This window comes from Agrobacterium vitis (assembly GCF_013337045.2).
In the GTDB taxonomy this organism is placed as follows: Bacteria; Pseudomonadota; Alphaproteobacteria; order Rhizobiales; family Rhizobiaceae; genus Allorhizobium; species Allorhizobium vitis_B.
Genome location: NZ_CP118261.1, coordinates 423,079 through 437,009 on the forward strand (window position 1 = coordinate 423,079; position 13,931 = coordinate 437,009).

Sequence of the window (13,931 nt, forward strand, 5' to 3'; positions counted from 1 at the left end):
AGACGACGATGAGCACATTCGACTTGATCATCAAAGGCGGCACGATTGCCACCGCATCCGATATTTTTCACGCCGACATTGGTATCCGCGATGGCAAGATCGTGCAGATTGGCGACAATCTGAATGGCGACGCGCAAACAATCAACGCCACAGGCAAATTCGTGCTGCCAGGCGGTATTGATAGCCATGTCCACATCTCCCAGCCATCGGGCGCGGGCATTGTCATGGCTGACGATTTTGAAAGTGGTACACGTTCAGCTCTGTTTGGTGGGAACACCACCATTATGCCTTTTTGCCTGCAAGAAAAAGGTCGACCCATGCGGGAGGCCCTGACTGCCTACCACGCGCTCGCAAAGGACAATTGCTATACTGATGTCAGTTTTCATCTGATCATTTCGGATCCAACGGAATCGCTCCTGGGGCAGGAACTGCCAGCACTTGTCGCGGATGGTTACGCCTCTTTGAAGGTGTTCATGACCGATGATGATCTGCGCTTGACTGACGCCGAGATCCTGAAAACGCTCGATGTTGCGCGATCAACCGGGGCGACTGTTATGGTTCATTGTGAAAACGAGGATGCGATCCGGTTTCTCATCGCACGGCATGAAGCCAACGGAGAGGTTGCACCACGCGCCCATGCTTCAACGCGGCCCGTGGCTGTCGAGCGCGAAGCGACCCACCGTGCCCTGTCGCTGGCCGAGGTTGTCGATGTCCCTATAGTCATCGTGCATATTTCCAACGGCGAATCCATGGACGAAATTGCCCGTGCCCGCGCGCGGGGTGTCAAAGTCGTCGGCGAAACATGCCCCCAATATCTTATGCTGACGGCAGATCAATTGGACGGAATGGACTGGGAAGGGGCAAAATTTGTCTGCTCGCCGCCGCCACGCAATCAGGCTGCACAGGCAGAATGCTGGCGTGGGATTGAGATGGGCATTTTCGATCTGTTTTCATCAGACCATTGCCCATTCCGTTATGACGACGAACGCGGCAAGCTCAATCCTAAAGGGCGCGAAAATTTCCGCCATATTCCCAATGGCATACCCGGTGTGGAGACACGCCTGCCAATCCTGTTTTCCGAAGGGGTCATGACAGGACGCATTGATCTGCCGCGTTTTGTGGCCCTGTCTGCCACCAACCATGCCAAAACCTACGGACTCTATCCAGAAAAAGGCACGATTGCTATCGGCTCAGACGCCGATCTCGCGATCTGGGATCCCACCATACAGCGCACCATTCGCCACGCGGATCTGCATGACGGCGCGGATTACTCGCCCTATGAGGGCATCCCAATCACAGGCTGGCCAACAACCATCATCCTTGGCGGCCGCATTATGGTGCGTGACGGCAAACTTCTAGGCGCAAAGGGCAATGGTGCATACCGCCCCGCCCGCACACGCAACAATGCTTTAGCAGTTTAAAATGCTGCATAATTTTCACCTAAAATTGGGTCTGATTTAAAAATCAAGCCCCGATCAACACTGGAGACATACCCTTATGAAGCTGAAGATCACTGCCGGAACCTTTGAATTTGACGCCATTCTGGAGACAGAAAAGGCCCCCGAAACCTCCAAAGCCTTCCTGGCGCGCATGCCATTCGAGGGCCAGATCGTGCACGTACGTTGGTCTGGAGAAGGTGTGTGGATTCCGTTGGGCGACTATAATTTTGGCGTCGGCTATGAAAACCACACGAGCCATCCCGCACCCGGCCATGTCATCCTCTATCCGGGTGGCATCAGCGAGACCGAGATTCTGATTGCCTACGGCGGTGTGGATTTCTCCTCAAAAATGGGCCAGCTTGCCGGTAACCATTTCATCACCGTGACGTCAGGTCTCGAGAAACTGGCCGAACTTGGCAAGAAGACGCTTTGGGAAGGTGCCCAGCCAATTCTGTTCGAGTTGGCTTGATTCCAACCGAACCATTGAACCGCGCCGGGTTTGCCGGAGAGTGTTGGGTTTAAGTTATGCGGCCAATGCTGGGGTGTCCAGCATGGCGTAGCATCGCTCCTCGGCTTCGGCTGGTGGGATATTCCGATAGGCTCCAGAAGACGCCGGTTGTTGAACCAGTCGACCCATTCGAGCGTGGTGAACTCCACGGCTTCGAAGTTACGCCCCGGTCCTCGCCGGTGGATGACCTCGGCCTTGTAAAGCCCGTTGATCGTTTCGGCGAGAGCATTGTCATAACTGTCGCCGACACTTCCGACGGAAGGCTCGATGCCCGCCTCCGCCAGGCGCTCGGAATATTTGATCGACACGTATTGTACGCGGCGACCGGAATGGTGGATGAGCCTGCCGCGATGGACGGGCCGCCGGTCATGAAGTGCCTGATCGAGGGAGTCGAGGACGAAACCTGCGTGGGCGGTTCGGCTTGCTCGCCAGCCGGAGATGCGACGGGCGAATGTGTCGATCACAAAAGCCACGTAAACGAAACCCTGCCAAGTCGCAACATAGGTGAAATCGGATAACCACAGCTTGTTCGGCGCGGGAGCATGGAGCTGCCGGTTCACGCGGTCGAGCGGACACGGTGCGGCTTTGTCCGACACGGTGGTTTTGACAGGCTTGCCACGAATGACGCCTTGAAGCCCATCGCCCTCATAAGCCGAGCAACCGTGCAGCGGGCGATGTCGTAACCCTCCCGCTGCAACTGCCGCCAGACTTTCCGCAGGCCGTAGACCTGGAAGTTCTCATTGAACACCCGGCGTATCTCGACCTTCATGGCCATGTCACGCCGGGCGTGGGCTGACAGGCGATCCGTGCGCTTGGCAACAATATCATAGTAGGTGGACGGGGCAATCGGCAGCAGCCTGCGGATCGGCTCGACCCCGAGCACCGAGCGGTGTTCGTCGATGAAGGAAATCATCGCTTCAGTGGGCGGTCGAGCTCCGCCTGGGCAAAATATGCCGAGGCTTTGCGCAAAATTTCGTTCGCCTGACGAAGCTCGCGGTTTTCCCGCTCCAGAGCCTTCATCTTCTCTGAGACATCGTTTGACAGACCCGCTCGCTTGCGGCTGTCCACCTCGGACTTCTTAACCCATTCATTGAGCGTGTGTGCCGAGCACCCTATCTTGGCGGCGATCGAGCAGACAGCCGCTCAACGCGACGGATGCTCCGCTTCTTGCTCCGCGACCATTCGAACGGCACGGGCGCGGACTTCAGGGGAGAATTTGTTCGTCGTCTTGCTTGTCATAGACCCTACTTCTCACGAGTTGGGGTCTCCGGCAAACTTGGCTCGGCTCACACCAATTCCCGCGCCCGTTCTTAAATATTCAAACAAAAATTTGATTCTCTCCGGTTTTTATGGGGCAGTTCCGCAAAAACGCTGGTTCTGTTTTTGGCCTCAGCAAAAATCCAATCCTTAAACGTCTTGACTGCTTTGGAGGCCGGCTGCAGGGGTGAAATGAGATAATAAGGATTGCGAATTGGATATGGGTCGCCTAGCCGGATCAACTCTCCAGTTTCCAAGGCGTGCTCAATCAGAATAGAGCGCCCAAGCAGGGCCCCCATCCCCGCTTTGGCCGCTTCGATGGCAGGGCCAGCCTGATTGAAGCGTGGGCCTTTGGCAATGTCATTGCGACTGATGCCATATTCACGCAGGTAACGGTCCCAATCTGGATATTGGCCATTAATGCTCGCCTTGGCGCGGTCCACGTGAACAAGGGGTAACTCCCGTAAGGAGTCAAAGCTCAACTCACCAAACTCCTCAGCCATTTGCGGCGAACAAACGGGAATAATATCCTCTTCTAATAGCAGTTCCACGCGCCGATCGAGATTGGTGTGCCAGTTGCAGATCCAGACATCGGAAGTGTCTGTCTCAATCGTCGAACGTTCGATGAAGGTGGTCAGCGAGATATCAATTTCTGGCGCTGTACGATAAAAATTCCGCAATCTTGGCATGAGCCACAAAGAACCAACGGAAGCTGATGCGCCAACCACCAGACGCTCCGGCATGTCCACCGGCTTGTGAAGTGCGGAAATTGCATCGTCTATGATGTCCAGCGCTTCGGTAAGCTTGGCAAGGCAGGCCCGCGATTCCGGCGTCAACTCCAAGCGGCTGCTGCGGCGCAAAAACAGTTTGGTTTGTAGAAAATCTTCAAGTTGCCGGATCTGATGACTGACCGCCGTCGGCGTCACACACAATTCGTCACTGGCCTGCACAAGGCTCATGCGTCTTGCCGCCGCTTCAAAGGCCCGCACAGAGTTAAGAGGTACACGTCTTCTCATGCCAACGTCCCCTATTGGTTGTCCTCCCAATCAAAGAAGACCACGAGAGCATAAGAACGGCAAGTCTAAAAATTGATCAAAATCAAAGACGTTCAAAATATAGGCAAAACTAAGTTTATTCGGCAGCTTGTGCCTTTGGGATAGGCTGCGTTCGGCCATTGGGTGCGGGACGGGTGAGATCGAAAGGAAAATACCGTCGCATCCTGTGAAAATAGAAAAAGGCGAAAGCCGTGCCAATGCAGCACAACACACCATTGGTGAAAATGGCAGCGGATATGCCAAAATGTTCAGCGAGCACACCAGTCATCATAGCCCCAATAGGCGATGAGCCGGTAATCAGCAGATGGACCATCGATGCAAAACGCCCGCGCATCTCCGGCGGAGATTGGATCTGCAATGAACCGGAGACCGATGTCGAAAAGGTGACTGCTGCGGCACCGACCAGCGAGAACAGCAGGCAGCTGACAACGAGGGAGCCACAGAAGGCAATGGCGATCAGCACCAGACCAAAGCTGAGACCGGCAACCAGGATCAGTCCAACGGTTGGCTTTCGACGCCCCGTTAGCATAAATGCGGAAAAAAATGACCCCATACCAAGGCTAGAGTTCAACAGGCCGAATTCTGCAGCACCCGCATGCACCAGATAATTGGCCGCCAAAGGGACAATGGTCGTGAAGTTCTGCCCGAACATGCCAATAAAGGCTGTCGCGATCAGCAGAAACAGAATACTGGGGGTTTTGCGGGCATAGCTCAACCCTTCCGCGATCTGAGATAACATGGTGTAACGGCCGCTGAAGCGGATGGGTTGCAGATCTCCAGCGCGGATAGATGCCAGCGCAAAGAGGATCGTGCTGCAAGTCAGCGCATTGATCAGGAACGCTGGACCGACCCCGAATGCCGCAATCACCACACCGCCAATGGCGGGGCCAATGATGCGGCCAAGATTTTGCATCATTGACACAAGCGCAATGGCGTTGCCAAGCCTTGGCACATCAACCAGTTCGCTGACGAATGCCTGCCTTAACGGATTATCGAGTGCATTGATCACGCCCAAGCTAAGAGCCAAAAGATAGATATGCCAGAGCGCGATCGTATCTGTCATCACCAGCACACCCAGCAACAGTGCCTGCACTGCCGCAAGGCTCTGGGTAATGGCCATCAAGCGGCGTCTTGGAAATCGGTCGGCAACCACGCCGCCCACCAATGCCAATAGCATGATCGGCAGGAATTGCAGGGATGTCACCGTGGCCAGCGCGAGCGAGGAATCGCTGAGTTTCAACACCAGCCACGCCTGCGCGGTGGTCTGCATCCATGGACCGGCAAGGGACAAGAGCAGACCGAGATAAAAGATGCGAAAATTGCGGATCTGCAAGGCTGGGAAACGGTTTGCCAGCATCAAACGGAGTGTCGTGAGAGCCATTGGTGCCGTCAGACCGCTGCGCTCATAACATAGCTATCTGCCCGGCGATTGGCCCCGAAATCCCACCTGTCTCGAATAGACTGCTGTTTTTGTAGATCGATGTCAGCCACCACCAACTCGTCGCTCATGGTTTTCGCTTTCTTGAGAATGTTCCCATCCGGACCAATCACCACGCTGCCGCCGATGTAACGCAAACCGCCTTCCATGCCCGCTTTGCCCGCCGCAATCACATAGGTGCCGTTTGAATAGGCCCCGCCACACATGGCAAGTTCCGAGGCATGGCGGCTTGCAGACAGTGTATTGCCGGGCATGACAGGCGTGTTGTAGCCAATACAGATGACATCGACACCCTGCACAAACAGCGAGCGATAGGCCTCGGGAAAGCGTCGGTCATAGCAAATCAGTCCGCCCAGCTTCCAGGGTGTGCAGTCATAAACGGCAAATCCCTTGTCTCCGGGTGCGAAATAGCGCTTTTCCAGAATGGTGACTTCGCCACTTTCCTTCTGCTCCACGAAGCCTGGAATATGCATTTTGCGAAAGGTGCCAACATGCTCGCCTCGGCTATTGATGAAGGCCATGGAATTGTAGATGCGATTGCCGTTCTGCTCGGCAAACGGCAGGATCACCGTCATTGCGCAATCGCGGGCCTTGGTTGATATTGCCGAAATTGCTGCATCGTTCTCCACCTTATCGGCATATTGAGCCGCGCGGTCATGAATCGTGGCAGCAAAATAAGGCGTGAGCGCCAGCTCCGGCAACACCGCCAGCGTGATTTTTTGCTCTGCCGCCTTATCCAGCAAGGTTAGAATGCGGGAAAGAGTGGCTTTGATCGTGGCACTTGCAGGGCCAAGCTGCACGGCGGCGGCGCGGAAGGTCATGATGGCATTCTTTCCAGCAAAAGCATTTCCAGAAGAAGCGGCAACCGGTTTTCCTCTGGAGAGACATAAACGAAAGAAAGAGCATTTCCGCGTTTGCGTGAAAAGTTGAAATGCTCACTGTTAAACATGGAGATCAGGCAGCTTGGGTTTTGCGTGCACCATGACTGCTAAACTGGCTCAACGCCTCGTCTTCGCTGATCACATCACAGATTTTAAACTGCATATCGAACAAGGCGGCCGCATGGGACATTTCGATGCGATCAAACACCGCCTCTTCGATGACCTGAATTTTATAACCAAGAGCCGTGCCATCCACAGCCGTGGCCCGCACGCAGCCGCTGGTGCTATTTCCTGCCAGTAACAGACCGTCGACACTCAGATTGCTCAACATCAAATGTAGATTGGTGAAGGCAAAACAGCTCGGGGTCTGTTTTTCCACCAGAAGATCGCCAGACTGCATGGCAACCTCTGACGGAATATCGGATTTTGCATTGCGGGCGCTGAAGTTATTGTCGGACCGCGCTTCGGGAAGACCACTGATGTCGTAGAATACATGCTTGGAGTAAATCACCGGCATCTGCGCGGCGCGTGCCGCCGCCAGCAAGCGTTGTTGCACCGGTATGGCTTTCCAGGCGTGAGGACCGCAGGCACCCGAGTAAAGATCAAGCTGCTCATAAATCGGCTTGTCGAGACCGCAGGCCGTGACTTGCATATCAATGATCAGCAAGGCATTGCGACGGCCCGGTCCATTCAGTGGGCGCCGCGCACGCCGCGCCACCACAAGCTTGTCATCGTCAGTCAGAAATCGATCCCACACAGCCATGCGCCTGTCCTCTTTTCCTTACAACTCTGCGCGACGGTAGAGGCAAGCGACGCTATTGGCGATTGCGATTTCCTGATGGTGGTGATGAGAAATGTTCAGCCTGTCTTTTTCACGCCGTCTGTTTAACGGCCTCCCCTGCGGGCATGAGTTTTTCTCAAGGTACAGCTTCGAATTCGTCGCTTGGCATTACACGCAAGCCGTTCAACTCTTGTCGCATAACAAGAAAAGAGAGGAACGCGCTTATGACGAAGATTGGAGTTTTCATTCCCATCGGCAGCCGAGGCTGGCTGATTTCTACCACTTCACCCGCAACCATGCCGAGTTTTGAGCTCAACAAGGCGGTGGTACAGCAGGCAGAACATTACGGCCTCGATTTTGCCCTGTCGATGATCAAGCTTCGCGGTTACAATGGCCCAAGTGAATATTGGGTCCATAATCTGGAATCCTTCACCCTGATGGCCGGTTTGGCCGCCGTCACCAAGAAAATTCAGCTGTTTGCATCTGTGGCCATGTTGACCATGCCGCCCGCAGTGGTGGCACGCATGGCCGCGACGATCGATTCGATTGCGCCGGGCCGCTTTGGCATCAATATGGTCACCGGCTGGCAGCCCAAAGAATACCAGCAGATGGGCATCGAGCTGACACCCGAGCATTTTGCCCGCCGCTATGACTATGCCTCGGAATATGTGCAGGTGATGCGCGATTTATGGACCAAGGGCGTCTCCAACTTCAAGGGCGAATTCTTCCAGATGGATGACTGCAAGCTGTCGCCACGTCCATCCGCCCATATTCCAGTGGTTGGTGCGGGCCAGTCGGAACGCGGCATGCGGTTTGTGGCGGAATATGGCGACTACAACTTCATTGGTGCCGGCGGTGATATGAACCAGACCGATGGTGCCCGCACCATGGTGGCCAAGGTGGAAACCGCAGCAAAGCAAAGCGGACGCGACACCGGCGCCTTTCTGCTTTTGATGGTGATTGCCGACCGCAGCGACGAGTTGGCCTTTGCAAAATGGGAGCTTTACAAGCAGGGCACCGACATCGAAGCGCTTGAATGGCAGGCCAGTCAGGCCGGGCAGGATACGGTCGCCAAAGAAGGCTCAACGGCCGCCGCCCTGGTGCGCCAGATCAAAAATCCGCAACCAACCGGCATGCTGAAGCTGATCGGTTCCTATGAAAAAGTCGCGGCAATGCTGGATGAAATTGCTTTGAGCACTCCAGGCCTGAAAGGCATCATGCTGACCTTTGATGACTTCGTCATCGGCATGGAGCAGTTTGGCCAATATATTCAGCCCTTGATGCGTTCCCGCAATCCCAACCTAAAACGCAATCTGGATGCAGCGTGAGTTGAACAGAGGGTGAAAGCGCCGTGTCTCCATTCCAGAGTCACGGCGCTTTTTTGATGAAATCATGTTATTCGGCCGCCATGCTCTGTCGGTTTTGCAAGGCTGCACCCAACAAACCAGCATAGGCAATCACCTTGCGATCCTGATAGCGCTGCGCGGTCAGGGAAACCCCAACGGGCCTACCATTTGGCCCGTATAGGCCGGGAACATTGACGACAGGCACTTGCATCAGCGTCCATATCGAATTGAATATCGCATCTCCGGTTGTCTCAATACCCTTGGGTGCTTCACCGGTGGAACTCGGCGTGAGGATCACATCAAAGGATGCCGCAATATCCTCAAATGCAGCGCGGCATTGATCGGCAAGCCGATAAGCACCCCGGGCCTGAGACGGGGTGATCGCCTCGCAATTTTCAACCATGGATTTCAGCTCATCGTGAAGATCAGGTGTTCCATAGGCTTCATTGAGGAAGGCTGCGCGCCCCTCCCGGCGCAAGATGATATGGTGGGCGGTCAGAATGCCATCAAACATCGGGGGCAAGACAATATCCGAGACCACGGCCCCCGCCTGTTTCAGAGCGTCAATTGCTATGCTCATCGCATGTTGCGTAGCAGCCTCTGCTTTTGGCCAGGCGGGCGACAAGCAAACACCAACTCGCTTTCCGGCGAGGTCATCGGCAAGCGTCGTTTCCGGGGCATCCAGTGCAAACACATCTGCCAGAAGGGCAAGGTCATTGGCCGAGCGGGCATAGAGGCCAAGGGTATCGCAGGTGGCGGAATACATTTTCAACCCTTCCCGGCTGATTGCATTCCAGGTTGGTTTAAAGCCGTAAATCCCGCAAAAAGAGGCGGGACGAATGGTCGAGCCTCCCGTCTGGGTGCCAAGCGCCAGCGTTGCCTGAAAATCGGCAACCGCTGCACCCGATCCACTGGAGGAGCCGCCGGGCGTGCATGCCAGATCGTGCGGATTGCGGGTCACGCTTCCCCGGTTTGTTGTAGCAAATTCAGTGGTGACCGTCTTGCCGATCAACAGTGCTCCGGCTTGGCGCAGGGTATCGACGCAGGCGGCATCCATTCCCGGCTGGTGTCCCTGATAGCGGGCTGAATTGTGCTGCGTCGGCATATCCTTGGTGTTGATAACGTCCTTGATGGCGATGGGTACGCCATGCAGCGGCCCTTTATGGGCTGCCGTATCCAGCTGCTGTGCGGCGGCCAGAACCTGGGCGGGATCAAAGTGAGCATAGGCACGCACGGCACTGTCGCGCTCTTCAATGCGGCGGATAATCGACATTGCGATGTCGGTGACCGAGAGCTGCCCACCGTGGGTGAGGGTCGTGAGCGTGCAGGCATCCAATTGATAAGGCAATGTCATTCCCATGTCCTTCTTGGTGGGTGCGATCTTGGCGCGCAGGTTACCGTTACTCTTGTTCTATGACACGGCAGATTTTCTCACGACGCGGCTGAGAAATGGTCATTTGGCGTCTGCACTCTCGGGCAACATAGTTTCCACCGAAGACTGATGCGCATTTTTAACGTGTGTTTTGGCAAGAACCATCAAAACAGCATGAAACGGAGATGGAAAACCATGGATATTGCCCGCTTCAAGCTTGGCATGCGCCGTCTGGCCTCTGGCGTGTCACTGATCACCACACTCTCTGACGGTGCGCGCCACGGATTGGTGGCAACGGCGGTCAACTCCGTCAGCGGTGATCCACCGTCGCTGCTGATCTGCGTCAACAAGAATGCCTCGGCGCATGGGCATATCGAGCGCTCCGGCATCTACTGCGTCAACATCCTGTCGGAAAGCGCCCAGCCGATTGCCGCCAGCTTTTCCAGCGTCATTGACCGGGACAAGCGGTTTTTGCGTGGTGAATGGCAGGTGCTGAAGACCGGTGCACCCGCCCTTGTTGACTCACTGGCCAGTTTCGATTGCGAGGTGCGCCACGCGCTCACCTACGCCACCCATACGATCTTCATCGCTGACATCGTCGCAACAGAGCTTTGGGACAGTACCGATGCACCATTGGTCTATCTGGATGGCCGCTATCGGCAGGTGCTGGTCGAGCCGGATATGACACCCGCTGAGTGAGATTTTCATGAGGCGCCAGGCACCAAGTATAGTTCGTACTGACCATAAAACGGGAACAGACGCACGGCAAAAGCCGGCATATGGAGCATCAGATGAGCAACCAAAAGCGCAAGGGGATAACACGGCGCGGATTGATCAAAGGCGCGGCAGCGGTGGGCGGCATGGCCGCAGGGTCCGGCGCCATATCGGGATTTCCAACAATCTGGGCGCAGAATATCAAGGACGTCAAGTTGGTCCATGTTGGCCAGTCCTATTCCACCATCAAAAATATTCAGGTACAGGCCAGCAAAGATCTCGGCTTTACCATTGAAATGCAGACGGCTGACGTTGCCACCCAGATGAACCGCATGTTGACCCAGCCGGAATCGATGGACGTGGCCGACCTTGCCAATACCTCTGTACGCTATCTGCTCGGCCGCAATATTGTTCAGCCGATCACCACCAAGGAATATAAATGGTGGGATAAGACCATTTCCCTGTTTCAGACAGGCAAATATCCCAATGGCAAAATGGCCTCGCTGGAAGGATTTGCGCCGATCAAGGCGCAATATTATGCCGACAAGACCGCCAGCGCCTATTCAATGACACCGACAGAATGGCTGGTGGGTATTCCGCTCTATTATAATGCGGATACGCTGGGCGTGCGGCCCGATCTGATTGGCACGACCAAGATCGACAGTTGGGCGCGCCTGCTGGACCCCGCCTTCAAAGGCCATGTGGCGCTCCAGGAAGGTGTCAATGTCGGCCTGCCGGATGCCGCCATGGCGCTATCGGCGCTGGGCGAGGTCTCCTATGTTGACAAGGGCAATATGACCCGCAGCGAAATCGACAAAACCATCAAAAAACTGATCGAATACAAAAAAGCCGGGCAATTCCGGTCCTTCTGGCTGAATTTCGATCAATCCGTGCAACTGATGGCCTCCGGCGAAGTGGTACTGCAATCCATGTGGTCGCCTGCTGTGACAGAAGTACGCACGCGCGGTATTCCCTGTACATTCCAACCGCTGAAAGAGGGTCATCGCGGCTGGTACATCATGATGTTCCAGATGCAGCACCTGACCGGGCTGAAGCGCGAGTGCGCCATTGAATACATGAACTGGTACAATTCCGGCTGGGCCGGCGCCTTCATTTCCCGCCAAGGCTTTTACAATACCGTGCCTGAAAATGTGAAGCCGCTGATGAGCGCCAATGAATATGGCTATTGGTATGATGGCAAGCCCGCGTCCGAACCTATTCTCAACCCCTTTGGCAAGGTGATGGAAAAGCCGGGTGCGGTGCGCGACGGCGGCTCACTCTGGGATCGCATGGGCAATATCGGCATCTGGAACACGCTGATGGATGAGGATCGCTATCTGGTGCGCCGCTGGCAGGATTTCATCGCGGCGTAAGATTTCATTCCAATCAAGGACATTTTCGATGTCACTCTCCTCGGCAAAGCGGGTATCGCTTGTGCAAATCGCGCCGATGGCGCTGGTTCTGGTGTGTTTCGTGATCCTGCCGCTGGCGATGATCCTTGTTGTGAGTTTCATGGATTACGGTTTTGCCGAGGTAATCCCGGAATTTATCTGGGAAAATTATCTCGATATTTTCACCTCGGAACTGACGCTCAGGCTGTATCTTCAAACCTTCAAATTCCTGGCGATTGTCTGGGCCATCACGCTGTTTCTCGGCTTTACCATCGCCTATTACCTGATGTTTCATGTTCGCAGCCCCATCGTGCGGGCGCTGTGCATTGCGGCCTGCGCCATACCGTTCTGGACATCAGGGCCAATCCGCATGGTGTCCTGGGTGCCGCTGCTGGGGCGAGAAGGGCTGGTCAATCAGGTCTTGCTGCATCTGCATATCATAGAGCAGCCGCTCTCCTGGCTGCTCTATTCTGAATTTTCCGTCATCGTCGTCTACGTCAACGTGCTGACGTTGGCCATGTTGGGGCCGATCGCCAATTCCATGGCAAAGATTGATAAAAACCTTCTGCATGCCGCCCGCGATCAGGGGGCAAGTGAGGGACAGATCATCCGTCTGGTGATTATTCCGCTGATCAAGCCCGGCATCGCCATAGGTTCAATCTTTATTGTGACAGCGGTGATGGGTGATTTCTTCATCGTCAAGCAGATGGGCGGCGGTCAGATCAACACGGCGGTGGGGGCCATAGCCACCGAGCTGAACGCCTTCCAATACCCGCCCGCTGCGGCAAAATCGGTGGTGATGCTGGTCATTGTGCTGGGCTTCGTCGCCTCTCTGCTGCGCGTTGTCGATATCCGTAAAGAACTGGCCAATCAGGAGTGAGTGATGCGCGAGCGTGGACAACCAAGGCCTGCTTCCTTCTATCTGTTATTCGGCATTTTTGCGCTCTATCTCGCCTTTCTCTATGGGCCGATGCTGTGCGTGTTTATCCTGTCTTTTCAGGGGCCAAGTGGTGGCATGAGCTTTCCCATGGTCGGTTTTTCCTTCCACTGGTTTCAGGTGCTGCTGGGCGGCACGGGCGGCGAAGGGGTTGGCGATCTACATGAGGCCTTTCTGCGCTCCATGCGTCTAGCCGCCATTGTGGCGGTGTTGACCATGACGATCTCGGTGGCAGCGGGCATGGCTTACCGGCGAAAGTTCCCCGGGGCCAATCTGGTGTTTTATTCCGCGATTGCGGCCATGGTGCTGCCGGGGATTTTTGTCGGCTTTGGCATCGCGCTGGCCTTCCACCTGCTGGGCTATAAGATCCAGTGGTACTCTTCGGGTATCGGCGCTCAACTTACCTGGTCACTGCCTTTTGGCCTGTTGATCATGTTCATCGTGATGGGACGTTTCAATCGGTCCTATGAAGAGGCCGCAACGGATCTTGGTGCCACCAGTTGGCAGCGCTTCAGCCAGGTGATCCTGCCAATCATTCTACCCGGCGTGATCGGAATCCTCATGGCAGGTTTTACGTCCTCCTACGAAGAACTGGCACGCACCTCGCTCAACGTTGGCTCGGGCAATACCGTGCCCATGGAAATCACTGGCTTGCTGACGGCGGCCACGTCACCGGTGTTGTTTGCCATCGGTACGCTGACGACAGCGGTATCCTTCATTCTCGTTATCGCCATGCTGCTTCTGGCGATGCTGCTGGCCAAACGGCAACAGTCAAGATTGCAACCGCATTGATGCGACCCACTCTATGAGGA

At 55.4% G+C, this 13,931-nt stretch carries 13 protein-coding genes, 1 pseudogene and 1 other annotated feature; of the genes and pseudogenes, 8 read left to right on the plus strand and 6 right to left on the minus strand.

Annotated features, from left to right (window positions below):
• The first annotated feature begins 8 nt into the window (after positions 1-8).
• Positions 9-1,421, plus strand: coding sequence for a dihydropyrimidinase (gene hydA, locus G6L01_RS24880; protein WP_070166053.1), 1,413 nt, complete (start codon positions 9-11; stop codon positions 1,419-1,421).
• A 76-nt stretch (positions 1,422-1,497) separates the two neighbouring features.
• The gene (locus G6L01_RS24885; RefSeq protein ID WP_070166055.1) at positions 1,498-1,908 is read left to right on the plus strand and encodes a DUF3830 family protein; all 411 of its coding nucleotides are present in this window, start codon (positions 1,498-1,500) and stop codon (positions 1,906-1,908) included.
• A 54-nt stretch (positions 1,909-1,962) separates the two neighbouring features.
• On the opposite strand, the pseudogene G6L01_RS24890 reads toward G6L01_RS24885, so the two are convergent.
• The 5 genes and pseudogenes from G6L01_RS24890 to G6L01_RS24910 all read right to left on the minus strand — a co-directional run bounded on the left by G6L01_RS24890 (position 1,963) and on the right by G6L01_RS24910 (position 7,230).
• Positions 1,963-3,186 (minus strand): annotated as a pseudogene (locus G6L01_RS24890) (IS3 family transposase).
• Positions 2,786-2,902: a sequence feature (AL1L pseudoknot), on the minus strand. (Overlaps the previous pseudogene by 117 nt.)
• 71 nt (positions 3,187-3,257) lie before the next feature.
• On the minus strand, positions 3,258-4,220 hold the full coding sequence (locus tag G6L01_RS24895; RefSeq protein WP_081088954.1) for a LysR substrate-binding domain-containing protein: 963 nt from the start codon (positions 4,218-4,220) through the stop codon (positions 3,258-3,260).
• Positions 4,221-4,335: 115 nt separating this feature from the next.
• Positions 4,336-5,640, minus strand: a complete 1,305-nt coding sequence (locus tag G6L01_RS24900; RefSeq protein ID WP_070166057.1) for an MFS transporter — start codon at positions 5,638-5,640, stop codon at positions 4,336-4,338.
• A gap of 8 nt (positions 5,641-5,648) precedes the next feature.
• A complete protein-coding gene (locus tag G6L01_RS24905; RefSeq protein ID WP_060716918.1) occupies positions 5,649-6,518 on the minus strand; it encodes a nitrilase-related carbon-nitrogen hydrolase in 870 nt (289 codons plus the stop codon).
• 133 nt (positions 6,519-6,651) lie between these two features.
• Positions 6,652-7,230: an isochorismatase family protein gene (locus tag G6L01_RS24910; RefSeq protein ID WP_234893312.1), complete on the minus strand. Its 579-nt coding sequence runs from the start codon at positions 7,228-7,230 to the stop codon at positions 6,652-6,654.
• Here G6L01_RS24910 and G6L01_RS24915 point away from each other — a divergent pair.
• Together G6L01_RS24915 and rutA are read left to right on the plus strand one after the other, a co-directional pair.
• The gene (locus G6L01_RS24915; RefSeq protein WP_171431150.1) at positions 7,225-7,467 is read left to right on the plus strand and encodes a hypothetical protein; all 243 of its coding nucleotides are present in this window, start codon (positions 7,225-7,227) and stop codon (positions 7,465-7,467) included. The genes G6L01_RS24910 and G6L01_RS24915 overlap by 6 nt on opposite strands.
• A gap of 116 nt (positions 7,468-7,583) precedes the next feature.
• A complete protein-coding gene (gene rutA / locus G6L01_RS24920) occupies positions 7,584-8,687 on the plus strand; it encodes a pyrimidine utilization protein A (RefSeq protein ID WP_070166058.1) in 1,104 nt (367 codons plus the stop codon).
• Between the two features lie 67 nt (positions 8,688-8,754).
• Here rutA and G6L01_RS24925 read toward each other — a convergent pair whose 3' ends face one another.
• Positions 8,755-10,059 carry an amidase gene (locus G6L01_RS24925; RefSeq protein WP_070166173.1) on the minus strand — a complete coding sequence of 435 codons (1,305 nt, stop codon included), beginning with the start codon at positions 10,057-10,059 and terminating at the stop codon, positions 8,755-8,757.
• 213 nt (positions 10,060-10,272) lie between these two features.
• Between G6L01_RS24925 and G6L01_RS24930 the strand changes: the two genes are divergently transcribed.
• The 4 genes from G6L01_RS24930 (at position 10,273) to G6L01_RS24945 (ending at position 13,911) form a co-directional block, all read left to right on the plus strand.
• Positions 10,273-10,776, plus strand: coding sequence for a flavin reductase family protein (locus tag G6L01_RS24930; RefSeq protein WP_070166060.1), 504 nt, complete (start codon positions 10,273-10,275; stop codon positions 10,774-10,776).
• A gap of 92 nt (positions 10,777-10,868) precedes the next feature.
• On the plus strand, positions 10,869-12,164 hold the full coding sequence (locus tag G6L01_RS24935; RefSeq protein WP_234891859.1) for an ABC transporter substrate-binding protein: 1,296 nt from the start codon (positions 10,869-10,871) through the stop codon (positions 12,162-12,164).
• A 28-nt stretch (positions 12,165-12,192) separates the two neighbouring features.
• The gene (locus G6L01_RS24940) at positions 12,193-13,062 is read left to right on the plus strand and encodes an ABC transporter permease (protein WP_070166064.1); all 870 of its coding nucleotides are present in this window, start codon (positions 12,193-12,195) and stop codon (positions 13,060-13,062) included.
• Between the two features lie 3 nt (positions 13,063-13,065).
• Positions 13,066-13,911 carry an ABC transporter permease gene (locus G6L01_RS24945; RefSeq protein WP_070166066.1) on the plus strand — a complete coding sequence of 282 codons (846 nt, stop codon included), beginning with the start codon at positions 13,066-13,068 and terminating at the stop codon, positions 13,909-13,911.
• The last annotated feature ends 20 nt before the right edge of the window (positions 13,912-13,931 follow it).

What these genes read in the sequence shown, in the direction of transcription:
- G6L01_RS24945 (WP_070166066.1), top strand. Translation starts at nt 13,066, where the DNA reads ATGCGCGAGCGTGGACAACCAAGGCCTGCTTCCTTCTATCTGTTATTC.
- rutA (WP_070166058.1), top strand. Translation starts at nt 7,584, where the DNA reads ATGACGAAGATTGGAGTTTTCATTCCCATCGGCAGCCGAGGCTGGCTG.
- G6L01_RS24895 (WP_081088954.1), bottom strand. Translation starts at nt 4,220, where the DNA reads ATGAGAAGACGTGTACCTCTTAACTCTGTGCGGGCCTTTGAAGCGGCG.
- G6L01_RS24935 (WP_234891859.1), top strand. Translation starts at nt 10,869, where the DNA reads ATGAGCAACCAAAAGCGCAAGGGGATAACACGGCGCGGATTGATCAAA.
- G6L01_RS24900 (WP_070166057.1), bottom strand. Translation starts at nt 5,640, where the DNA reads ATGGCTCTCACGACACTCCGTTTGATGCTGGCAAACCGTTTCCCAGCC.
- G6L01_RS24930 (WP_070166060.1), top strand. Translation starts at nt 10,273, where the DNA reads ATGGATATTGCCCGCTTCAAGCTTGGCATGCGCCGTCTGGCCTCTGGC.
- G6L01_RS24885 (WP_070166055.1), top strand. Translation starts at nt 1,498, where the DNA reads ATGAAGCTGAAGATCACTGCCGGAACCTTTGAATTTGACGCCATTCTG.
- G6L01_RS24940 (WP_070166064.1), top strand. Translation starts at nt 12,193, where the DNA reads ATGTCACTCTCCTCGGCAAAGCGGGTATCGCTTGTGCAAATCGCGCCG.
- G6L01_RS24910 (WP_234893312.1), bottom strand. Translation starts at nt 7,230, where the DNA reads ATGCAAGTCACGGCCTGCGGTCTCGACAAGCCGATTTATGAGCAGCTT.
- G6L01_RS24925 (WP_070166173.1), bottom strand. Translation starts at nt 10,059, where the DNA reads ATGACATTGCCTTATCAATTGGATGCCTGCACGCTCACGACCCTCACC.
- G6L01_RS24905 (WP_060716918.1), bottom strand. Translation starts at nt 6,518, where the DNA reads ATGACCTTCCGCGCCGCCGCCGTGCAGCTTGGCCCTGCAAGTGCCACG.
- hydA (WP_070166053.1), top strand. Translation starts at nt 9, where the DNA reads ATGAGCACATTCGACTTGATCATCAAAGGCGGCACGATTGCCACCGCA.